Consider the following 21,512-nt stretch of genomic DNA (forward strand, 5'->3'; position numbering starts at 1 on the left):
TGAACTTTCAGTCTAGGCGGCCGCTCCGGGCGCCGGACCGAAATCCGGGCAGCGGGCTGTGAACGCCGTGTGACACGCGGGCCGCAGCCCCACCGGCCACCTCGCCTGCCCCGGGTAATTTGACCGTGTGGATCATGACGTCGCCCTGCTGGTCGCGGCCGCGTTCTGACCGGAGTTCCCCGCCCCGCCCGGGGCGGGGTCAGCCCGACCCGAAGGAAAACGTGAACCGGAAACTGATACCGGCCGCCGCCGTCGCCACCTGCGCGGCCGCCGTTCTCGCCTTATTCGCCGGACCCGTCAACGCCGACGAGAGCCCCGGCCCCGTCCCGAGCGCCTCGCCTACCAGGGGGCCGTCCGTCCCGCCGACCACCGGCCCCACGGTCATGCCGTCGGGCACCCCCGTTCCGGGCACGCCCCTTCCGGGGGCGACCCCCACACTGGTCCCCACCGTCACCCCGAACCCCACGGTCACCCCGCAACCCGGCAGGCCCACCGGCCGTCCCGGAGGCGGAGGCACCGGCGGAGGCACCGGCGAGACGCCCGCCCCGACCGCCGCGCCCGGCTGCCCGCACCCCGTGCCCCAGCTCCCCGCCCCCGAGAGCGTCCCCGCCTACGGCACGGTCACCGTCGACATGTGCGCCACCGACCAGCGCACCGGCCGCGGCAAGCTGCTCTTCACCTCCGGGGCCGACACCGACGACCCCGTCACCTACCGCGTCACCCTGCGGTGGACGTACGAGGGCAAGTCCGAAGCCGGGTGCGAAGCGTGCTGGTCCTCGGCCCGCTACGACTACACCGAGGACGTCTACGTCAACGACGCCGTATCCGCCCAACGTCTCGCCGTCCCGTTCGTCATCCGGCACCGCGGCGAGCTGATCGGGGAGCAGCGGCCCGGTACCGGCGTGACCGTCGTCGACATCCAGCCCATGGAATCCGCCGGGCAGGACAACCCCGCGTTCGTCGGCCCGGTGCCCGGCGCCACGCCACCGCCCCGGTCCTCCTGACCTCTCCCCCGCCGCACGGCTCAGACGAGGCGGGTGGCGCCCGGGGAGGGGGAGGCCGTCGTGACGCGGGGTGGTGTGAAGCCCGCACGGCGGAAGGCGTCCGTCACCGCCCGGGTCACCGACCGCTCGGCGTCCGCGTCGATCAGGGACAGCGCCGAGCCGCCGAAGCCGCCGCCCGTCATGCGGGAGCCGTACGCGCCCGCCGCGTTCGCCGTGGAAACCGCCAGGTCCAGCTCCGGGCAGGACACCTCGTAGTCGTCGCGCAGCGAGAGGTGCCCTTCGGTGAGCAGCGGGCCCGTCTCGCGCAGCCGGCCGGCACGCAGTAACTCCTCGACCTTCAGCACCCGTTCGTTCTCGGTCACCACGTGCCGGACCCGCTTCCTCCGCACCGGGTCGTCCAGGCGGGCCAGGGCCTGCTCCAGCTCCTCGTACGGGAGGTCGCGCAGGGCGGGCAGGCCCAGGGCCTGGGCCGCGCGGTGGCAGGAGGCCAGGCGGCGGCTGTAGGCCCCGTCGGCGAGTGCGTGCTTGACCTGGGTGTCGATGACGAGGAGGCGCAGGCCGGCCGCCGCGCAGTCGAAGGGGATGTGGCGCTGTTCGAGGCTGCGGGTGTCGAGGTGGAGGGCGTGTCCCTCGGTCGCGCAGGCCGAGGCCGTCTGGTCCATGATCCCGCAGGGGACGCCGACGTAGGCGTTCTCGGCGCGCCGGGCGAGTGCGGCCAGTTCGGGGCGGGTGAGCGGGATCCCGTACAGGTCGGTGAGAGCCAGCCCGGTGGCCACCTCCAGGGCGGCGGAGGAGGACAGGCCGGCGCCGGTCGGTACGTCGGACCGGACGTGCAGATCGGCGCCGCCGACCGGAAGTCCGGCGTCCAGCAGGGCCCAGGCGACCCCGGCGGGGTACGCGGCCCAGCTCGCGGCGCCCTGCGGGGGGCGCGCGGGATCGAGGTCGGCGAGGTCGAGGGTGACCGCGCCGGAGGGGACGTCGGCGGAGTGCACCCGCAGGATCCGGTCGGTGCGCCGGGCCACGGCCACCTCGGTGCGCTGCGGGAGGGCGAACGGCAGGACGAAGCCGTCGTTGTAGTCGGTGTGTTCGCCGATCAGGTTGACCCGGCCCGGGGCCGCCCAGACCCCCTCGGGCGGGTACCCGTACAGCTGCCGGAAATCGTCCCGTGCCGACCCGCTCACGCGCTCGCCACCTCCCGCAGCCGCGCGGCCGCGGCCTCGGGCCGGACGTCGTTCATGTAGGCCTCCATGCCGGATTCGGTCCCGGCCAGGTACTTCAGCTTGTCCGCGGTGCGGCGGATCGTGAACAGCTCCAGGTGGAGCGCGAAGTCGGCCCGGCCCTCGCCCGCCGGGGCCTGGTGCCAGGCGGAGATGTACGGGGTCGGCTCGGGCCGGTCGAAGAGCCGGTCGAGGCGCCGCAGCAGCTCCAGGTAGACCCGGGGGAATTCGGCGCGGGCCTCGTCGCCGAGGGCGGGCAGGTCGGGGACCCGGTGGCGCGGGTAGAGGTGGACCTCGTACGGCCAGCGCGCCGCGTAGGGCACGAAGGCGGTCCAGTGCTCCGTTTCGAGGACGACGCGGGTGCCTTCGGCGCGTTCGGCGGCCAGGACCTCCTCGAAGAGGTTGCCGCCGGTGCGCTCGCGGTGGGCGGCGACGGTGGCGAGCATCCGGGTGGTGCGCGGGGTGACGAAGGGGAAGGCGTAGATCTGGCCGTGCGGATGCGCGAGGGTGACGCCGATCTCGGTGCCGCGGTTCTCGAAGCAGTAGACCTGCTGGACGCCCTCGCGGGCGGAGAGTTCGGCGGTGCGGTCGCTCCAGGCGGCGAGGACGAGGGCGGCGCGCTCCTCGCCGAGCTCGGCGAAGGAGGTCAGGTGGTCGGGGGTGAAGCAGATGACCTCGCAGCGGCCGGTGTCGCCGGCGAGGGAGGGGAAACGGTTCTCGAAGACGGCCACCTCGTAGTCGGGGGCCGGGATCTCGCTCGCGCGTCCCCCGGTGGAGGGGCACAGCGGGCAGGCGTCGGCGGGCGGGTGGTAGGTGCGGGCCTGCCGGTGGGAGGCGATGACGACCCGGTCGCCGAGCAGCGGATCGCGCCGTACCTCGGAGCTGCCCGCGGTGGCGGACGCGTCGGGCGGACGCGTGTCGGGGAAGGCGCGGGCGGCGCCGTCGCCGGTGTCGTAGTAGAAGATCTCGCGGCCGTCGGCGAGGCGGGTGCTCGTGCGCTTCACAAAAGGAACTCTCTCACTCCAGGGTGACGACCGTGGTGCGGCCGAGGTCGGACCGGTCGCGCAGGGGCAGTTCGGTGCCGGGGCGCTCCGGTTCGAGAACGATGATCGCGTTCTCGTCCGTTCCGTGGTGCCCGGGGGTCCGGGGGGCGCGGAGCGGCAGGGGCTGCTCCCGCCCCCGCCCCTGCCGCTCCACTCCGCTCCGCTCCTTAAATCATCTTTCCGGGTGATCACGCAGTGATTAGTCTCGCTCCATGATCGATCACGGCATAGCTCTCCCCCACCACCGCCTCCACGTCGTGCCGGCGGTGGTGGCGCTGGCGAGCCCTGCATGGCAGCGGGACGTATGGCTCGACCCGGATCAGCACGAGGGTCTCGACTACACCGTGCACGTGCTCTTCGACGACTTCTGCGATGCGGACGATCCGTTGCCATGGCTGGGACAGAGCCTTCGCACCATGGAAGAAGTGGAGCTGATGGCGAGCCTCGGTACTGCCTACGGCGTGGTGCAGGACGCGGTCGGCGCTGATGCCCGGGACGAGGAATACCTGGCCTCGCCGGGGTGGCCGGCCGTGGTGACGGCGGCAGCCAGGCTGGCCCAGGTGCTGGTGGCGAATGATCACGTGGCGCTGGGCGAGCTGCACGAGGCCGGCTTCCGCCGGCCGCTCGGCGCGGAGTCGGCTTCGCCCGAACCCGAAGAGGGCGCGCGCTGATTCATGACCGCGGCCGGCCGGCGAGAGCCGCCGCGCTTGCGGTCGACCGGCGGGAACGGCCGCGGCCGTTCCCGCTCGGCATCCGTCGGATCAACCCGCGGAGCGCGATCCGTACGCCCGGAGTCGGCTCCTGTTCACGAGGTCAGTCGGCCCAGACGTCCCACCATTGCTGCGACTGGAAGTTCTTCTGCCACAGCTGGACGCGCGCTCCGTTGCCCACGACGTTCGCGTCGCGGTCCATGACGATGTTGCCGCCGCCGTAGAAGCGTGCGTTGTAGAGCGCACGGTCGCCCGACGGGTGGGACCAGCTCTGCTGCGGGGTGTTGTTGCAGTCCCAGATCTGTACCTTGGTGCCGTTGCGGCCACCGCCGTTGAGGTCGGCGTCCAGGCACTTGCCCGGGAAGCGGTAGCTCTCCAGCGCGCCGTTGTTCCAGAGGTACCAACGCTGCTGGCTGGTGCCGTTGCACTGCCAGATCTGGACGACCGTGCCGTTGCCGCCACCATTCGCGTCCACGTCCAGACACTGGGTGGTGGGGCGTTTGGCGAAGTCGTTGGTGATCCGCACGGGCTGGTTCAGTAATCGCTGCGGCGCGGCGGCCGTCACGCCCTGGGGCGGTGCGGCCCAGTACACGGGCTGGGGTGCGGTCCGAGCCGGGATTTCGGTCACACCGGTGGCTTCGGCTCCGGCGGTTCCGGTCAGAGCTGCGGCGAAAGCGACGGCGGCGGCCGCGGTGACCGCCGCCGATCGGGTGATACGAGGCATGTTCCCTCCCAAGTCTGCGGGTGCATGCGGGCGTTGCCGCTCCAGGCCGACGACGCCCGACGGGTGCCGGCAAGCAGCTGAACACAGCCCGGCCCCTCCCGGTCAGAACGCCGATCCGGCCATGGAGGCCTGGACCGTCCGGAGGCGGGCCGCAGAACGGATCGGGCGCCCGCGCGCCGAGTCGCGCCGCCGGTCACGAAGGCTCCTCGCGGGCGGCGGGTCAGCTCTCGTAGTCGTACTTCACCCCGATGCCCAGGGTGCCCTGGGTGGGGAGGATCCCGGCGCCGATGACGTCGAGGACCGGCGGGAGGAGAAGTTCCGCGAGCCGGGCCACTTCCTGCGGGGTCAGCGCCGACCACGGGCCCGAGGCGAGTTCGTCGGTGAGCTTTTCGACCCCGGTGCGCAGCGCCAGCCCTGCTTCAGTGGCTGTGCCGTCCTCGGCCAGCAGGCCCCGGGAGGCGAGCCGCTCGCGGGCGGCGCTCCACTGGCCGGCGGACCACCGGCGGCCCTCGAACCACTGGGCGGGCGCGGCTCCCACGCCCGACTGGAGGACCAGGGACTCGACGGGGTCGAGGTGGTGGGCCTGAAGGGCGGCGAGGTGGCCGTCCCCGCGGTGCTCGCGCAGGATCGTCGCCGCGTGCCAGAGCACGGTGTGCGGGGCCGTGGGCCAGGGCAGGGCGGCGTTGGCGGCGGCCAGCGGGCGCCCGCCGGCGGTGACGGCCTCGGCGGCGCGCCGGGCGAGCAGGGCGGCCTCGGCCAGGTCCGGGGAGGCGGTGCGCTCGCCGAGCAGGGCGTGCAGCGAGCGGTCCGCGGCGACGGCCCGGGCCGCGAGTACGCGGGCGGGCTCGGCGGTGTGCCAGGACCGGGCGAGGTAGTGGTCCACCATGCCGGGGCTGAAGCTGTAGAAGAGGGCGTTCACGAGCCCCGCTCCGGCCGGGCCCAGGGGTGCGGCCCGGTAGGCGAAGTACATCGGCCACCGGTCGTCGGTGGCGTAGCCGAGCGCGCCGGCCTCCTCGTAGGCCTCGGGGGCGAAGTAGACGACGGCGTGGACCGGTTCGAGCAGCTGCCACAGCTGCCTCACCGTGCCTGGTGCGTGTGCGGTGCTGTACGTCATCTCGCGTTCCCCCGACGTCGGTTGGTGCCCGGTACAACAGGGGGCCAGCCTAGGGGTGTCTTGTCGATCGGGCCGGTGAAAGCGCGGGCCAGAGCGTCACATAACGTGCTCTCCATGCATCAGATGTACTCGGCCGGGCCCGCCGCGGACGGCGAAGACGCAGGCAGGCGGCGGTTCCTCGCGATCGCGGCGGGGGCGGCCACGGCCGCGGGGCTCGGGACCCTGGCCGGTTGCGCGAACGGCGAGGGTGAGGGCGGAGCCGCGTCGGCGCCGCGGTCCGCGACGGCGTCGGAGTCCGCCGCGCCGGGCGGGAAGCCGTCGGCGACCGGGCCACAGGGTCTCGACGTCAAGGCCGAGAACGCCCGCCCGGGCCATGCCGACTGGCCGGTGGACAAGGCCGGTCCGGCGCGTGCCATCGAGGGGTTCGCGGACAAGGTCAGCGTCCTGCCCGGCGAGTCCTTCGGGCTGCACGTGTCGACGACCGCGCCCCGGTTCACCGTCTCCGCCTACCGGATGGGCTGGTACGGCGGGGCCCGGGCGCGGCTGGTGTGGCGCTCCGAGGCCCTGCCCGGGGCCCGGCAGCCCGAGCACGCGGTGGACGCCGGGACCAGGATGGTCCGCACCCGGTGGACCCGTACCGCCACGGTCGAGACGAAGGACTGGCCGGAGGGCAGCTACCTGCTGCGCCTGGACGCGCAGGGCGGCGAGGGCCGGCGGTTCGTGCCGATCACCGTCCGGTCCGCGGCGACCGCCGGCCGTACGGTCGTGGTCAACGCGGTGGCCACCTGGCAGGCGTACAACCGGTGGGGCGGCTACGGCAGCTACGACGGCCCCAACGGCGGCTTCGCCTCCCGCTCGCTCGCCGTGAGCTTCGACCGGCCCTACGAGTACGACGACGGCGCGGGCCTGTTCCTGGTGTACGAGGCTCCGCTGATCGCGCTGGCCGAACGGCTCGGCATACCCCTCGCCTACACCACGACCACCGACGTGGCACGGGAGAAGCGGCTCCTGGAGGGGGCGGCGGCGGTGCTCTCCCTCGGGCACGACGAGTACTGGTCGCCGGAGCAGCGGGCCCACTTCACGGCCGCCCGCGACGCCGGAACCAACATCGCGATCCTGGGCGCGAACTGCTGCTACCGCCGGATCCGGCTGGAGCCCTCCGACCTGGGGCCGGACCGCACGCTGGTCTGCTACAAGTCGTCCTACGAGCAGGACCCGGGGTTCAAGCGCGGCCATCCCGCGACGGTGGACTTCCGCTCCGCGCCCGGCGCGGACCCGGAGAGCTCGCTGCTCGGCGTGATCTACGACGGCTATCCGGTGGACGCCCCGTACGTGGTGACCAGCCCCGGGCACTGGCTCTTCGAGGGCGCCGGCGCGAAGGCGGGCGACCGCTTCGAGCACCTGGTCGGCGTCGAGTACGACAAGGTCGACACGGGTTTCCCGACGCCCCGGCCGATCGAGATCCTGGCCCACTCCCCCGTCGTGTGCGAGGGGCGGCCCAGCCACCAGGACACGGCCTACTACACGGTGGCGAGCGGGGCCGGGGTGTTCGCGACCGGCACGATGCGGTGGGTGGAGGCCCTGGACGCGACCGGCGACGGCCGCAGCGGACGCAACCACGGTCTGGACGCGCGCTCGGGGGCGCTGACCACCCGGGTGACGGAGAACCTCCTGCGGGTGTTCGCGGCGGGTCCGGCCGGCCGGACCCACCCGGCGCAGGACAACGTCAAGGCGGTGTACGGGAGTTCGTGATCCGGTGCGGTCACCGGGCCGGGAGGCGGGGTACGGGGCGAAGAGGGTGGACTTCACCCGAAGAAGGTGTTTAGGATCGTGATCACGGCATCGCGTGTCGGTCACCGTCCGGGTGAGGCATGGAGGCGCCGTGACGTGCCTTTCGGAGGCATTCACCCATGTCCGTTCAGCTGAACCACACGATCATCCACTCCCGTGACAACCGGGAGTCCGCCACCTTCCTGGCACATGTCCTCGGCCTGGAGGTCGGGACCGAGTGGGGGCCCTTCGTCCCCGTGGACACCGGCAACGGCGTCACCCTGGACTTCGCGACCATCCCGGCCGGGTCCATCACCCCGCAGCACTACGCGTTCCTCCTCTCGGAGGAGGAGTTCGACGCGGCGTTCGAGAAGATCCGGTCGGCGCGGGTCCCGTACTTCGCCGACCCGCACGGTCGGCACCCCGGCGAGATCAATCACAACGACGGGGGCCGCGGGGTGTACTTCACGGACCCGAGCGGCCACGGGATGGAGATCATCACGCGCCCGTACGGCTACCAGGAGTCGGGCGCCGAGTAGGCCCCGGCCGAGCATGCGCGGGTCATCCGCTCCATGACGGCCACCGGCAGCACCGGGTTCCGGGCGGCGGCCTCCGCCGTCCCCTCCTCGCCCAGCAGCGCGACGAGGACGGGTACGGGCACCCGTGGATGCCGCGCCGCCATGGCGCGTACGCCGCTGTCCGGGTCGTCGAGCATCCGTACCACCGAGTCCGGCGACAGCCGGGGGTCGGTGGCGGCGCGCAGCCGTACCTCGGCGTCCTCGTCCCCGCTGAACCGTTCCACCAGACCGGGCGTCGAGTCCGGGTCGTCGAGGGCCAGTTGCCGCAGCCGCGGGTGCGGGTCGTCGGCGTGGCGGAGCAGGTCGCGCCGTGGGAAGTTCGGGTGTCCGTAGGGCCGGTCGGGGGTGGAGTAGCTCCCGTTCCACCACTGCCACACCTCCAGCAGCATGTCCGCCGGAGCGTCGTCGCACCGCTCGGCGAGGAAGAGCCGGACGACCCGGTCCTCGTCCCGGGCCAGCCGTTCCACCACGTCCGGCGGCAGCCGCCGGGCCGTCGCGACGCTGCTGCGCAGCAGGAGGTGCGGGGATGCCGCGAGGCGGCGCATGGCCTCCTCGTCCTCGTGCAGTGCCACCACCCACGCGACCGGCCGCCGCATCGTCCGCGGATCGATGTGCACCGGTACGGCGGCCCGCCGCTCCTCCGGCAGCTCGGGACGCGTGGACACGGCGAGGCGTACGTCGTCCTCGGGGTCGGCCGCGAGCACCTCGACCAGGTCGGGGTCGAGGTAGGGGTTCCGGGCCAGGTTCCGGCGCAGCCAGGGGTCCGCGTCGGCGCAGAGCCGCAGGACGAGCTCCCGTTCCAGCCGGTGGCCCTCGACGAGACGGCCCGCTCCGGGCTCGGCGTCGTAGAACTCCGCGGTGAGCGGCGCCTCCTCGTGCCGGGCGAGCGTGACCGCGGTCCGCACGGCCGGGGCGGGATCCGCGGCCAGCCGGGCCCGGGTCCCTTCGTCGAGGTCCCGCCAGCCGGCCTCGCACGCGGCGGCCCGCACCCGCGGGAGCGGATCCGCCAGCAGGGCGAGGCGCAGCGGGAGGGGCAGTGCGGGCATCCGGGCCAGCTCCTCCCGGACCGGACCGAAGGGGTCCGCGGCCAGCGTCCCGTACGCCTCCCGCGTCAGCCCCCGCCCGGCCATGGCCGCGGCCTGGAGCATCAGCTCGCGCCGGGCACCGCCGGATTCGCCGAGCACCAGCCGTGACCACTGGGCGGCGGTGAGCCCGAGGGATGCGGGTGCCTCGGCGAGCGTGCCGCGGACCCGCCGGTCCGGGTGGTCGACCGCGGCGTCGACGACGGCGGGCGACAGCTCGCGCCGCGCCAGGACGTACGGGGCCGTGTCCAGGTCCAGCAGCCGGATCCGGATGTGGTCCGGTGCGGCCGCGTTGAAGCTCAGCCCCTGGAACCAGGCCTGCCGGAGCCTCGGCCCGGCTGCCGGCCCCCAGTCCCGATCCGGCCACCGGTCGTCGCAGCGTCGTACGTCTGTCCCCATCCGAAGGACGGTAGACGATGTCCGGCGTGCCCGTGTCCGGGTGTACGCCGACGCGGGTCCGCACCCCCGGACACCCGCGGCGGGAGACGACCCGGGAGGATGTCCACATGAGCCCCATCGGTCGCATCTATCACATCCATGCGGGCGGCGGGGCGCCGAGGGAGGGACACACCATGTCGGACAACACCCCATTGGGTGATCGGATGAAGCGTTACGAGGCGGTGCACCGTGCGGTCCTGCCGCGCCGCACGTACACGCTGCTCCGGGTGGACGGCCGCGCCTTCCACACCTACATGCGCGGCGCGGCCCGGCCCTTCGACGAGGCCTTCATGGGCGACATGGACGCCGTCGCCGAGGCACTGTGCGCGGAGATCGCCGGAGCGCAGTTCTCGTACACCCAGTCCGACGAGATCAGCATCCTCTACACCGACTTCGGCAGCCCGGGCACCGAGCCCTGGTTCGGCGGGGTGGTCGCCAAGCAGCTGTCGGTCGCCGCGTCGCTGGCCACGGCCGTCCTGAACGAACGCCGGCCGGGCAAGCGCGCCTTGTTCGACGCCCGCCTGTTCACGATCTCCGATCCGATCGAGGTCGCCAACTACTTCCTGTGGCGGCAGCGGGACGCCGTGCGCAACAGCATCAGCATGGCCGCGCAGGCGCACTTCCCCCACAAGCGTCTCCAGGGCGTCTCCTCCGGGGGCATGCAGGAACTGCTGTGGTCGGAGGCCGGGGTCAACTGGAACGAGTACCCGGACGGCTGCAAGCGGGGGCGTGTCGCCGTACGCCTGACCGGTGAACGGGAGACGGTCTACGTCGACCGGCGGACCGGCCGGGAGGAGAGCACCACGGCGGTCCGTTCCTGGTGGGAGACCTCGTCCGCACCGCACTTCACCACGAGCGCCGAAGGCTGGCTGGCCGAGACGATCCCGATGATGCCGAGCTTCGCCCCGGCCGCCGTCTGACCGCGGCCGGTCCGGGCACACAGCAACGCCCGGCCGGGAGATGTGCTCCCGGCCGGGCGTTCTCGACAGGCGTGCTGTCGGTGTCGCAGGGGCGGCAGGATTCGAACCTGCGGCCTTCGGTTTTGGAGACCGGCGCTCTGACCAGCTGAGCTACACCCCTTCGGTGGACCAACCATGACACGAACGGGCCGGGAGATCCAATCAATTCCCGCTCGACCGGGTGCGAGTCCCTCGCCGGGGTGTGTTCCGACGGCGGACAACCAGCCGATCACCCTCCAGGGCGGGGCTGATTGTCCACGGTGGCCGAAGGTCCGCGCCGTCGACCCGAAACCGACCGGAGCCGTTGCCGAAGGTCAGCGCGGGCTCAGGAGGCAGAACTCGTTGCCCTCCGGGTCGGCCAGGACCGTCCAGGAGATCGCGGACTGGTCGATACCGGGGTCGGTGGCGCCCAGGGCGCGCAGCCGGGCCTCTTCTGCTTCCATGTCGTCACCGGGGTAGGGGGAGACGTCGAGGTGAACGCGGTTCCACACGCTCTTGGTGTCGGGGGTGCGGACGAACTCCAGGTAGGGGCCGACGCCTTTGGCGGAACGCAGGGACGCGTGCTCGTCGGTGACCTCGTGGAGCGTCCAGTCCATCGCCTCGCCCCAGAACCGGGCCATCGCTCGCGGGTCGGTGCAGTCGACCACCACCGCGGCGATCGGCCCGGTGTCCTGGTAGATCGGACGGGGTTCCAGGACACAGAACTCGTTGCCCTCCGGATCGGCCATGACCGTCCAGGGGACGTCGCCCTGACCCACGTCGGCGAGCGTCGCGCCCAGATCCTGCAGGCGCGCGACCAACTCCGCCTGATGGGCGGTCGAGGTGGTGGCCAGATCAAGGTGCACCCGGTTCTTCACCGTTTTGGGTTCCGGACGGGCGATGATGTCGATGCAGACGGCCGCGGGGTCGGGGTAGGTGAAGCCCACGGGTTCGAGGTTCGTCACGCCGGGCCCCTCGCTGTCGACACCCCACCCGAGTGCCTCCGCCCAGAACCGGCCGAGCGCGGAGTCGTCCTGGGCCTTCATGTTGATCTGTACGAGTCTTGTTGCCATGCCGGAGATCCTAAGAGCTTCCTCGCCCGCTACCGCAGAATCGCCACATGAGATGACCTCTTGGGGCGAGGGGGCACGGCCGGGGCGGGTGGCGGGACTGCGCGCTGCGGAGGATCGTGGGTGGTGGGGACCCGTGGAGCGGGAGGTTCCGTCATGCCCCGAAGCCGACGACCGGGGCGGGTGCGGGGCTCGCTCCTGGCGCTCGCGCTCCTCGCGCCCGCCCTGCTGGGCGCGGCCCCGGGCGGCTCGGGCGAGACGATCTCCCTCACCGGGAACGGGCCGGGCCTGCGGCTCGACGTCACGTTGACGCAGGTGGTGGACCCGGCGAGTCCCGCAGGTCCCGAGCCCGCCGAGCCCACCGGGACCGACCGGCTCGTCGCGACGCGCTTCCGCCTGGAGAACACCGGGACCGCCGTCTACCAGGACTCCCCCGCTCCGGCGGCGCATCTGCTGGACACCGCCGGGCAGCGGTTCACCGGCGACGACGTCCCCACCACCGCCGGGCCGGTCTTCCACGAGAGCGTCACGCTCGATCCCGGCGGCACGGCGGAGGGTTTCATCACCTTCCGGATCCCGGCGGACGCCGAGCCGGCCGCGGTCCAGTTCGCCCTCGACACCGGCCTCGCCGATGACGTCGGCCAGTGGAGCCTGCCGCTCCCGTAGCGGGCGAGTTTCGGCCGCCCTCTTGACCGCTCTGGTCCAGACCAATAGTTTCCGGCATGCACAGCGCACGCGCACACGCCCCGCTCCCCGCATCCGCAAAGGAAGCCCATGCGCCGCAGCATGCTCGGCAGGCTGGCCGTCGCCGCCTGCTCCCTCTCCCTGCTGACCGCCTTCGCGCCCGCCGCCGCCGCGCAGGCCGGCGGTGGCCACGACCGTCCGTACAAGAAGGTCGGCTACTTCACCCAGTGGGGTGTCTACGGACGGGACTTCCAGGTCCAGGACCTGGAGGCGAACGGCTCCGCCGGCAAGCTCACCCACATCAACTACGCCTTCGGCAACGTCAGTCCCGAGGGCAGGTGCTTCACCGGCAACGTGCCCGGTGAAGCCGACGCCTGGGCCGACTACGTGCGCCCGCTCGACGCGGCGAACTCCGTCGACGGGGTGGCCGACACCGGGGAGCAGCCGCTCGCCGGCAACTTCAACCAGCTGCGCGAGCTCAAGGCCAGGCACCCCGGCCTCAAGGTGCTGATCTCGCTGGGCGGCTGGAGCTGGTCCACGCACTTCTCGGACGCCGCGCTCACCCCGGCCTCCCGCAAGGCCTTCGTCGAGTCCTGCATCGACCTCTACATCAAGGGCAACCTTCCGCAGGACGGCGCCCGCGGCGGCGCGGGTGCGGCCGCCGGCGTGTTCGACGGGATCGACCTCGACTGGGAGTGGCCCGGCTCCGCGGGTGACACCGACACGAAGTACCGGCCCGAGGACAAGCAGAACTTCACCGCGCTCGTCAAGGAGTTCCGCACGCAGCTCGACGCGTACGCGCGGAGCCAGAAGAAGGGGACCTCGTACGAGCTGACGGCCTTCGTCCCGACCGCCCCCGCCAAGATCGACGCGGGCTTCGACGTCCGCCGGATCATGCGCGACCTCGACTTCGTGACCCTCCAGGGCTACGACTTCCACGTCTCCGGCGAGCCGAGGACCGCCCAGCAGTCCGCGCTCCGCGCCCGGGGCGACTTCAGCGTCGACGGCACGGTGGACGCCTGGCTCCGGCGCGGCGCACCCGCGAACAAGCTGGTGATGGGCATGCCGTTCTACGGACAGGGCTGGACCGGCGTCACCGGTGGCGGGGACGGCATGGGGCAGCCGGCCACGGGCCCGGCACCGGCCACCTGGTCCGCCGGGTACGAGGACTACAAGGCGCTGAAGAAGCTGGCCGACTCCGGTACCTACACGATCCACCGGGACCGGCGCGGCGGCCACGCCTGGCTCTTCGACGGCACCACCCTGTGGACGTACGACGACCCGCAGGTGCTGCGCGCCAAGACCGGGTACATCCGCGAACACGGCCTCGGCGGTGCGATGTTCTGGTCGCTCGACGCGGACACCGCGGACGGCGAGCTGATGACGGCGGTCGACCGGGGCCTGCGCGGCCGCTGACCGGGGCGGCCCCTGACACCACCCACCCACCCACCGACCGGCGCCGCCGGGCCGCGGAAAACCATCCGGCCCGGCGGCGTCCCTCCACATACGCCGCATGAGGAACTCGACGGTACGGCCGGTCAATCGGCTGACGACGCGCTGGGCCGCGGCCGGGCTCGGGCCGCTGCTCGCCCTGCTCGCGGACGGCTCGGGCGGCCGTGGCGCACGGCCCCTCCGGTGCGGTCACCCTGCTGGAGGTCGTCGGGGCGGCGGGCGTGGACGTCCATCTCGTGCTGGGCGAGCCCGACGCGCCGGCCGGCGGCACGCTCACCACCGGGATCGCCGCCGTCACCAGGGACCTCCCCGCCAGGGGAGCGAGCCTGCTCCCCGACGGGCGCCCCGGTCCGGGACTGGCGGTCGGCACGGTGGCCGCCCACTCCCCCGAACCCCGGCTGGACATCGAGACGGTGGCCTTCGAAGTGCGGTCGGAGCACGACCTCCTGGACCACGGCCCGGCTGTTCGGGCTGGAGACCGCCACCGACACGGACCGCGGCCGCTTCCCCGGCGCCGGCGCCCGGCCGCTGGCCATCACTTCGGCACGGCAGTGCGCACTGGCCCGGTTCGGCGCCGAGGGCTTCGAGGCCGCCGCCGTCACCGCCTTCGGCGTGGCGGCCGGGCCGAGGTGTACTTCGACAGGCCGTTCGGGTTCCTGGCCGTCCACCGGACCTCGCGGCTAGGCCGTCTCGTGGCCGGACCGGCGGTGGGCGGCGGCCAGGGCCGCCGTCTCCGTGAAGGCGGGGACGCGCCCGGTGCCGCCGCGGCCGGAGACCGAGAGGGAGGCGGCGGCCGTGCCGTACGCCACCGCGTCCGCGAGGGTGTCTCCGAGGACGAGCCGGGCGGTGGTCGTGCCGGTGAAACAGTCCCCCGCCCCGGTCGCGTCCACGGGCTCGGGGTTGACGGGCACCGGGTGGTACGCCGCCCGCGTGCCGTCGTCCAGCAGCAGCCGGTCGGCGCCCGCGGTGACCACGACCGTGCGGGCGCCCAGTGCGCGGCAGCGGGCTGCGGCGGTGCGCGGGTCGGCGGTGTCCACGAGGGCCAGCGCGTCGGCCGGGCAGGAGGTCTTGAGCAGTCCCGTCAGCGGCGCGATCCGGGCCAGCAGCTCGCGTGCCTCGGCCCGGCCGGTCAGCCGGGAGCGGAAGTTGGGGTCGTAGGTCAGATGCCCGCCCGCCCCGTGCACGAGGCGGGCGGCGGCCAGTACGGCGTCGCGGCTGCCCGGCGACAGGGCGCCGGTGATGCCGCTGGTGACGAGCGCTCCGCAGCGGGTCAGCAGCTCGCGCCAGGACGCGATGTGGCGGGGCGCGAGGGTGGAACCCGCGCTGCGGGTGCGCCAGTAGACGAACGCGCGGTCGCCGTCGGTGTCGGCGGAGAGCAGGTAGGCACCGTTGGGGTGCGGGGCGCGGCGGACGTGGGAGACGTCCACACCGAGTTCGGCGGCCCGGTTCAGCAGCGGAACGCTGAGTTCGTCGTCGCCGACCACGGCGAGCAGGGCGGTACGGGCGCCGGCCGCGGCCGCGGCGGCCGCCGCGTTGAGGGCGTCCCCGGAGTAGGAGATACGGGCCGGGGTGCCGTCGGCGGCCTCGTGCAGGGCGGTGCCCGCGTGGATCTCGACCAGGACCTCGCCGAGTACGAGGACGTCGTAGCGCGTCTCGGCCCGTCCGGCCACGGTCAGTGTCCCGGGGCGGGGTCGCAGGGTGCGCAGCACGGCGTGGCCGCCCCGGCGAACACGGCGGCCAGTTCGCCCGGGTCGGACGGCAGGCCGGCGCCTATCCCGACGGCGGTCGCGCCGGCGGCGAGCCAGTCCGGGACCTCGGAGGGCCGGATGCCGCCGGTCGGGACGATCACCGCTCCGGGCAGGACGGCCCGGAGGGAGCGGACGAACCCGGGGCCGCCGACGTGCGCCGGGAAGACCTTGGCGGCTCCGGCGGCCCGGACGGCCGCGGCGATCTCGCCGGGGGTGAACCCGCCCTCGATGAAGACGGCTTCGCGGCGTACGGCCACCGCGCGGACCTCGGGGGCCGGGTAGGGGGAGATCAGGAAGGCGGCGCCCGCGTCGAGGGCCGTCTCCGCCTGCGCGGTGGTGGTGACCGTGCCGACGCCGATGAGCGCCGGGCGGCCGTGGACGTCGCTCAGCGGGGTGGTGCGGGTGACGGCGGCGGCCCAGCCGGGGGTGGAGGTGGTGAGCTCGACCGCGCGGCAGCCGGCGGCGAGGAGGGCGGTGGTGTGGCGGACGGCCTCGTCGGCGTCGGTGTTGCGCAGCACGGGCAGCACGCGCTGGGCCGCCAGCACCGCGTAGAGGTGCCCCGAGGGGTGGCCGGTGGGCCGGCCGGACGAGTGGCCGGACGGGTGGCCTGACGGGTGATCGGGCAACGGATCCTCCCCTTCGCTCCACGCGCTTGTTCCACGTAGTGGAACGGCATACCGTATGACGGAACCATGTGGTCTAGACCCTACCCACGCCAGGAGCGCTCGTGTCAATGGATGAAACGGCAGCGGGCGGGCGCGCGGGGCGGAGCTCCGCGGCCGGTTCCGCCGTGGAGAAGTCCCTGCGCGTCCTGGAGGCGGTGGCCGCGCCCGGCGGCCCGCACCGCCTCGCCGATGTGACGGCGGCGGCCGCGGTGCCCAAGTCCAGCACCTTCCGTATCCTGGCCTCGCTGATCGACCAGGGCTTCGTACGCCAGGGGGCCGACAGCCGGTACGGGGTGGGGCCGCGGCTGCGCGGGCTCTCCGCCCTGGTCGGCGCCGGGGAACCGGCCGGCATCGGGCACATCCTCGGCGAACTCCGGCGGGCCACCGGCCAGACGGTCCATCTGGCCCTGCAAAGCGGGCACACCATCACCTACATCCGCAAGCTGGAGAACGAGGACCAGCCCTTCCGGACGGCCTCCCGCGTCGGCATGCGCATGCCGCTGCACACGACCGCGATCGGCAAGAGCATCCTGGCTCTGCTGCCCGACGAGGAGGTACGGGAACTGATCGGCGCGACCGGGCTGCCTCGGCGGACGCCGCACACGCTCACCACCGCACGGGCCCTCGACGCCCAACTGGCGGCGGTCCGTGCCCAGGGCTTCGCCGTCGACGATGAGGAGAACGAGCCCGCCATCCGCTGCATCGGCGCGGCGATCCCCGGTCCGGCGGGCCGGCCCGTCGGCGGGGTCAGCGTCACCGCCGTCACCTTCCTGGTCTCCCGCGAGGAGATCGAGGCGTTCGCGCCGGCTCTCCGAGCGGCCGCGGAGGCCCTGGCTCCGCTGCTGTGACCCCCGGTGGAAGGCCCCGGAAAACTCTTCGGGAAAATTCTTCCGGATAACTGTTATCGACGCCCCCGTCGACGGTCTCCCATGTATCGGGCATCATCGACCGCCGGTACGGACAGGGAACATCACATGACTACTCAGCACACCGCAGCGCTCGTGGCAGCGGCCCGCGCGGGCGACCTGCGCGCGCAGGACGAGCTCGTCAGCACCCATCTCCCGCTCGTCTACAACATCGTCGGGCGGGCCCTCAACGGGTCCTGCGACGTGGACGACGTGGTGCAGGACACGATGCTGCGGGCGCTCGACGGGCTGGGCGGCCTGCGCGTGGACGAGAGCTTCCGGTCCTGGCTGGTGGCGATCGCGATGAACCGCGTGCGGGCGCACTGGCAGGCCCGGCAAAGCGGTTTCGGCGAGAGCACACTGGAGGCCGCGAGCGATGTCGCCGACCCGGGTGCCGACTTCGTCGACCTGACCGTCGCCCGCCTCCAGCTCGCCGGACAGCGGCGCGAGACGGCGCGGGCCACCCGCTGGCTGGAGCCCGAGGACCGGGCGCTGCTGTCCCTGTGGTGGCTGGAGTGCGCCGGGGAGCTGACCCGGGCCGAGGTGGCCAGTGCGCTGGAACTGTCCCCGCAGCACACGGCGGTCCGGGTGCAGCGGATGAAGGCGCAGCTGGAGTCGGCCCGCGTGGTGGAGCGCGCGCTGGACACCCATCCGGCGTGCGAGGAGCTGCGGACCGTGATGGCGGGCTGGGACGGGGAGCCCTCGGCGCTGTGGCGCAAGCGAATAGCCCGGCACGCCCGTGAATGCGTACGTTGCTCCGGCCTGTGGAGCGGGCTGGTTCCGGCGGAGGGGCTGCTGGCCGGTCTGGCCCTGGTCCCCGTCTCGGCGGCCCTGCTGGCGGGGATGAAGACGGCGGGGGCGGCCGGCTTCGCCCCCGCGAGCGTCGCCTTCGCCGAAGGTGTCGACGGGGGCTTCGGCGGCGGCTTCGACGACGCGGCGACCCAGCTCACCCCGGTGGCCGACGTGGGCGGCGGTGGCCGCGGCGCGCTGCGCAAGCGCCGGCAGAGCCGCCGCCGGGTGGTCGGCGGTGCGGTGCTCGCCGCCTGCGTCGCGGGAGGCGGGCTCGTGTACCTCGGGGGGCTGCCCGGTTCCGGTGACACGAAGGACGGCGCCGCCGCGGCCCCGACCCCGCTGGCCGCGCTCTCGGCGACCGAATCCGCCGCTCCGCCCTCGGAGTCGGCCTCACCCTCCCCGTCCGCCTCGCCCTCCCCGTCCGCCTCCGCCTCGCCGAGTCCGTCGGCGAGCCCGAGCCCGACGCAGTCCAAGAGCAAGTCCCCGAGCCCGAAGGCCTCGGCGGCCAAGCCCGCGCCCGCCCCGCCGTCGGGCGTGGCCGGTCAGGTCGTGGCCCTGGTCAACAGCGAGCGGGCGGCGGCCGGCTGCGGCCCCCTCAAGGAGGACCCGCAGCTGCGTGCGGCGGCTCAGGGGCACTCCGACGACATGGCGGCCCGGGACTACTTCGATCACACCAGCCCCGACGGCAAGGACCCGGGCGACCGGACGACCGCGGCCGGGTACCGCTGGTCGACGTACGGGGAGAACATCGCGCGCGGCCAGCAGACGGCCCAGTCGGTCATGGACTCCTGGATGAAGAGCCCGGGCCACAAGGCGAACATCCTCAACTGCTCCTTCAAGGACATCGGCGTGGGCATCCACCAGGGCTCGGGCGGCCCCTGGTGGACCCAGAACTTCGGCGCACGGTAGGGGGTGTCTTGTCGATCAGGGCGGATCAGCGAGCCCGGCCTGATCGGCAAGACACCCCCTGGGGAGGCGGAGCGGTCGCCCGGCCCCGCCGCCGGGGTCCCGTCAGGGCTGCAGGCCTCGCAGCTTCTCCGGGTTGACGGTGACGCGCAGTGCGGTGATCCGGCCGTCGGCGGCCTCGAAGGTCATGGCGCCGACGGTCGCGCCGTTGTGGACGAGCAACAGGCCGGGCTCGCCGTTGATCTCCGCGGGGCGCATCGCCCCGTCGCGGGCCTCGGACTTGGCCAGGACGCCGAGCCACCAGCGGGCGACGTGATCGGCTCCGTGCAGCGGGCGGCGGGCGGCGGTGACGACGCCGCCGCCGTCGGCCCAGGAGACGATGTCGGGGGCGAGGACCGTGAGCACCTCGCCGAGGTCCCCGCCGAGGCAGGCCTGCCGGAACTTCTCGACGATCTCGCGCTGCTCGGCCGCCTTGGCGGTGAAGCGGGGGCGGCGCGCCCGGACGTGTTCGCGGGCCCGGTGCGCGGACTGGCGGACGCTCACCTCGGACTTCCCGACGGCGTCCGCGATCTCGGCGTAGGAGTACCCGAACACCTCGCGGAGCATGAAGACCGCGCGCTCGGTCGGGGTCAGGGTCTCCAGTACGACCAGGACCGCCATGGACACGGTGTCGGCGAGTTCGGCCTCCTCGGCGATGTCGGGCGAGGTGAGGAGGGGTTCGGGGAGCCAGGGTCCGACGTACGCCTCGCGGACGACCTGGGCCGACCTGAGCCGGTTGAGGCTGAGGTTGGTGACGGTGCGCACCAGGTAGGCCCTGGGGTTCTCGACCGCCGCGCGGTCGGCGCGGTGCCAGGCGAGCCAGGCGTCCTGCACGATGTCCTCGGCGTCGGCGACGCTGCCCAGCATGCGGTAGGCCGTGCCGAACAGCAGGCGCCGGTGTTCCTCGAAATTGTCACTCATGATCACCACGGTGTCATTCGCGGACCCCGATCATCAAGGGAGGTCGGCCCGTACACCGGCCCCGGCTCCGCGGCCGAGGCCGCGGCCGAGGCCGAGGCCGATCACGGTGTGGCCGGCCCGGGTGAGCGCCTCGGCGATGCGGTGGTCGGGACTCCGCTCGCCCGGCCGGCAGCACCTTCCTGATGTCGTTAATACCCATGGGACAAGACGCCCCCGGCGAACGTGACGCCACCGGGGTGCGACCCGTGTCACACCCGGGTCGTCTCTTTCGGCCCGGGTGTCAGTGGTGGAAGCCGGACTGCGGCGCGGTGGCCGGTACGGGCGGGGGCGTGGTCTTCAGGTGTTCCACGGCCGCGCGCAGGTCGGTGACGAGCAAGGCCATCTGATCGCGGGTCACGCCGTGCCGGACGAGGACGCGTTGGATGACCGTGTCGTCGCGGTCGGCGGGCAGCGGGTACGAGGGCACCTGCCAGCCGCGCATGCGCAGCCGGTCGGAGAGGTCGTAGAGGCTGAATCCGGCGGTGTCGGGGTCGGCGAGTTTGTAGGAGACGGCGGGCAGGGCGCCCTGGCCGTCGTAGAGGAGGGTGAAGTCACCCATGTCGGCGATCTGCCGGGCGAGGTACTGGGCGGTGTCGGCGCAGGCCTCCTGGACGTGCCGGTAGCCGGCCCGGCCCAGGCGCAGGAACAGGTAGTACTGCGCGATGATCTCGCCGCCCGGGCGGGAGAAGTTGAGGGCGAAGGTCGGCATGTCGCCGCCGAGGTAGTCGACGTTGAAGACGAGGTCGGCGGGGAGCAGGTCGGCGGTACGCCAGACGATCCAGCCGACTCCCAGCGGCGCGAGCCCGTACTTGTGGCCGGAGGTGTTGACGGAGGCGACGCGCTCCAGCCGGAAGTCCCACACGACGTCGGGGTGGAGGAAGGGCGCCACGAACCCGCCGCTCGCACCGTCCACGTGGATGGGGACGTCCCAGCCGTGCTCGGCCTGGATCCGGTCGAGCTCGGCGGCGATCTCGGCCACGGGCTCGTAGTCGCAGGTGTACGTGACGCCGAGGATGGCGACGACTCCGATGGTGTTCTCGTCGACGTACTCGGCGAGCTGATGGGCCTGCAGACCGGTGGCGCCGGCCTCGATCGGGACCTGGCGCAGTTCGACGTCGAAGTAGCGGGCGAACTTCTCCCAGCAGATCTGGACCGGGCCGCACACCAGGTTGGGGCGGTCGGTGGGCAGGCCTTCGGCGCGGCGGCGCTCGCGCCACCGCCATTTGAGGGCGAGGCCGCCGAGCATGGCGGCCTCGCTGGAGCCGGTGGTGGAGCAGCCGGCCGAGGCGGTGCCGGCGGGGGCGTTCCACAGGTCGGCCAGGATGTTGACGCAGCGGGACTCGATCTCGGCGGTCTGCGGGTACTCGTCCTTGTCGATCATGTTCTTGTCGAGGCAGACGTTCATCAGGCGGTGCACGCCCTCGTCCGACCAGGTGGTGCAGAAGGTGGCCAGGTTCTGGGCCGCGTTGCCGTCCAGGAGCAGCTCGTTGCGGAGCAGTTCGTAGACGACCTCGGTGGGTGAGTGGTCCTCAGGAATCCTGTACTTGGGGAGGATCTGGCCGCTCAGCGTGGACGTGAACACGTCCGTGTCGGCGTCCTGAGCGTGTGCGTCCCTTGTCTCATGAAGAGCCATATCGGGACTATAGGTGCAAACTCGACCTTACGGCGGATGC

General features: G+C 73.1%; 20 protein-coding genes and 1 tRNA gene. 9 read left to right on the plus strand and 12 right to left on the minus strand.

Annotated features, from left to right (window positions below; translation table 11 throughout):
- Positions 1 to 221 precede the first annotated feature (221 nt).
- The gene (locus tag ACFY0D_RS09995; protein WP_390797848.1) at positions 222 to 1,004 is read left to right on the plus strand and encodes a hypothetical protein; all 783 of its coding nucleotides are present in this window, start codon (positions 222 to 224) and stop codon (positions 1,002 to 1,004) included.
- A 20-nt stretch (positions 1,005 to 1,024) separates the two neighbouring features.
- Here ACFY0D_RS09995 and galK read toward each other — a convergent pair whose 3' ends face one another.
- The 3 genes from galK to ACFY0D_RS10010 are packed head-to-tail and all read right to left on the minus strand — an operon-like array spanning position 1,025 to position 3,418.
- Positions 1,025 to 2,185: a galactokinase gene (gene galK / locus ACFY0D_RS10000; protein ID WP_390797849.1), complete on the minus strand. Its 1,161-nt coding sequence runs from the start codon at positions 2,183 to 2,185 to the stop codon at positions 1,025 to 1,027.
- On the minus strand, positions 2,182 to 3,225 hold the full coding sequence (galT, locus tag ACFY0D_RS10005; RefSeq protein ID WP_390797850.1) for a galactose-1-phosphate uridylyltransferase: 1,044 nt from the start codon (positions 3,223 to 3,225) through the stop codon (positions 2,182 to 2,184). The genes galK and galT overlap by 4 nt, the downstream gene beginning before the upstream one ends.
- Before the next feature lie 13 nt (positions 3,226 to 3,238).
- Positions 3,239 to 3,418, minus strand: coding sequence for a hypothetical protein (locus ACFY0D_RS10010; protein ID WP_390797851.1), 180 nt, complete (start codon positions 3,416 to 3,418; stop codon positions 3,239 to 3,241).
- Positions 3,419 to 3,476: 58 nt separating this feature from the next.
- On the opposite strand from ACFY0D_RS10010, the gene ACFY0D_RS10015 reads away from it, so the two are divergent.
- Positions 3,477 to 3,935, plus strand: a complete 459-nt coding sequence (locus ACFY0D_RS10015) for a hypothetical protein (RefSeq protein WP_390797852.1) — start codon at positions 3,477 to 3,479, stop codon at positions 3,933 to 3,935.
- Positions 3,936 to 4,077: 142 nt separating this feature from the next.
- Here ACFY0D_RS10015 and ACFY0D_RS10020 read toward each other — a convergent pair whose 3' ends face one another.
- Positions 4,078 to 4,698: an RICIN domain-containing protein gene (locus ACFY0D_RS10020; protein WP_390797853.1), complete on the minus strand. Its 621-nt coding sequence runs from the start codon at positions 4,696 to 4,698 to the stop codon at positions 4,078 to 4,080.
- A 220-nt stretch (positions 4,699 to 4,918) separates the two neighbouring features.
- Positions 4,919 to 5,812: a hypothetical protein gene (locus tag ACFY0D_RS10025; protein WP_390797854.1), complete on the minus strand. Its 894-nt coding sequence runs from the start codon at positions 5,810 to 5,812 to the stop codon at positions 4,919 to 4,921.
- Positions 5,813 to 5,926: 114 nt separating this feature from the next.
- Between ACFY0D_RS10025 and ACFY0D_RS10030 the strand changes: the two genes are divergently transcribed.
- Entirely contained in the window at positions 5,927 to 7,564 is a 1,638-nt protein-coding gene (locus ACFY0D_RS10030; RefSeq protein ID WP_390797855.1) for a N,N-dimethylformamidase beta subunit family domain-containing protein, read from the plus strand.
- Positions 7,565 to 7,722: 158 nt separating this feature from the next.
- Positions 7,723 to 8,121: a VOC family protein gene (locus ACFY0D_RS10035; RefSeq protein ID WP_390797856.1), complete on the plus strand. Its 399-nt coding sequence runs from the start codon at positions 7,723 to 7,725 to the stop codon at positions 8,119 to 8,121.
- On the opposite strand, the gene ACFY0D_RS10040 is transcribed toward ACFY0D_RS10035, so the two are convergent.
- Entirely contained in the window at positions 8,097 to 9,641 is a 1,545-nt protein-coding gene (locus tag ACFY0D_RS10040) for a PE-PGRS family protein (RefSeq protein WP_390797857.1), read from the minus strand. The two genes, ACFY0D_RS10035 and ACFY0D_RS10040, sit on opposite strands and share 25 nt — an antisense overlap.
- 107 nt (positions 9,642 to 9,748) lie before the next feature.
- Between ACFY0D_RS10040 and ACFY0D_RS10045 the strand changes: the two genes are divergently transcribed.
- Positions 9,749 to 10,600: a tRNA(His) guanylyltransferase Thg1 family protein gene (locus ACFY0D_RS10045; protein ID WP_390797858.1), complete on the plus strand. Its 852-nt coding sequence runs from the start codon at positions 9,749 to 9,751 to the stop codon at positions 10,598 to 10,600.
- Positions 10,601 to 10,686: 86 nt separating this feature from the next.
- Here ACFY0D_RS10045 and ACFY0D_RS10050 read toward each other — a convergent pair.
- Both ACFY0D_RS10050 and ACFY0D_RS10055 read right to left on the minus strand, forming a co-directional pair.
- Positions 10,687 to 10,760, minus strand: a tRNA-Trp gene (locus tag ACFY0D_RS10050).
- Positions 10,761 to 10,953: 193 nt separating this feature from the next.
- A complete protein-coding gene (locus tag ACFY0D_RS10055; RefSeq protein WP_390797859.1) occupies positions 10,954 to 11,691 on the minus strand; it encodes a VOC family protein in 738 nt (245 codons plus the stop codon).
- 153 nt (positions 11,692 to 11,844) lie between these two features.
- Here ACFY0D_RS10055 and ACFY0D_RS10060 point away from each other — a divergent pair, with 153 nt between their 5' ends.
- Both ACFY0D_RS10060 and ACFY0D_RS10065 read left to right on the plus strand, forming a co-directional pair.
- A complete protein-coding gene (locus tag ACFY0D_RS10060; protein ID WP_390797860.1) occupies positions 11,845 to 12,354 on the plus strand; it encodes a hypothetical protein in 510 nt (169 codons plus the stop codon).
- A 108-nt stretch (positions 12,355 to 12,462) separates the two neighbouring features.
- The gene (locus ACFY0D_RS10065) at positions 12,463 to 13,788 is read left to right on the plus strand and encodes a glycoside hydrolase family 18 protein (RefSeq protein ID WP_390797861.1); all 1,326 of its coding nucleotides are present in this window, start codon (positions 12,463 to 12,465) and stop codon (positions 13,786 to 13,788) included.
- Between the two features lie 716 nt (positions 13,789 to 14,504).
- Here ACFY0D_RS10065 and ACFY0D_RS10070 read toward each other — a convergent pair.
- Together ACFY0D_RS10070 and ACFY0D_RS10075 are read right to left on the minus strand one after the other, a co-directional pair.
- Positions 14,505 to 15,494, minus strand: coding sequence for a PfkB family carbohydrate kinase (locus ACFY0D_RS10070; protein ID WP_390797862.1), 990 nt, complete (start codon positions 15,492 to 15,494; stop codon positions 14,505 to 14,507).
- Between the two features lie 2 nt (positions 15,495 to 15,496).
- Positions 15,497 to 16,198 (minus strand): bifunctional 4-hydroxy-2-oxoglutarate aldolase/2-dehydro-3-deoxy-phosphogluconate aldolase, encoded by a 702-nt coding sequence (locus ACFY0D_RS10075; RefSeq protein WP_390797863.1) that lies wholly within the window; start codon positions 16,196 to 16,198, stop codon positions 15,497 to 15,499.
- A 107-nt stretch (positions 16,199 to 16,305) separates the two neighbouring features.
- Between ACFY0D_RS10075 and ACFY0D_RS10080 the strand changes: the two genes are divergently transcribed.
- On the plus strand, positions 16,306 to 17,085 hold the full coding sequence (locus tag ACFY0D_RS10080) for an IclR family transcriptional regulator (protein WP_390797864.1): 780 nt from the start codon (positions 16,306 to 16,308) through the stop codon (positions 17,083 to 17,085).
- A gap of 126 nt (positions 17,086 to 17,211) precedes the next feature.
- Positions 17,212 to 18,843, plus strand: coding sequence for a sigma-70 family RNA polymerase sigma factor (locus tag ACFY0D_RS10085; protein ID WP_390797865.1), 1,632 nt, complete (start codon positions 17,212 to 17,214; stop codon positions 18,841 to 18,843).
- A gap of 102 nt (positions 18,844 to 18,945) precedes the next feature.
- Here the strand turns inward: ACFY0D_RS10085 and ACFY0D_RS10090 are convergent, their stop codons facing one another.
- Positions 18,946 to 19,800, minus strand: coding sequence for an RNA polymerase sigma-70 factor (locus ACFY0D_RS10090; RefSeq protein ID WP_390797866.1), 855 nt, complete (start codon positions 19,798 to 19,800; stop codon positions 18,946 to 18,948).
- A 280-nt stretch (positions 19,801 to 20,080) separates the two neighbouring features.
- Complete coding sequence (locus tag ACFY0D_RS10095; RefSeq protein ID WP_390797867.1) at positions 20,081 to 21,472, minus strand: glutamate decarboxylase; 1,392 nt, start codon at positions 21,470 to 21,472, stop codon at positions 20,081 to 20,083.
- Positions 21,473 to 21,512: the final 40 nt, after the last annotated feature.

It is taken from the genome of Streptomyces sp. NPDC001502 (assembly GCF_042894785.1).
Classification (GTDB): domain Bacteria; phylum Actinomycetota; class Actinomycetes; order Streptomycetales; family Streptomycetaceae; genus Streptomyces; species Streptomyces kutzneri.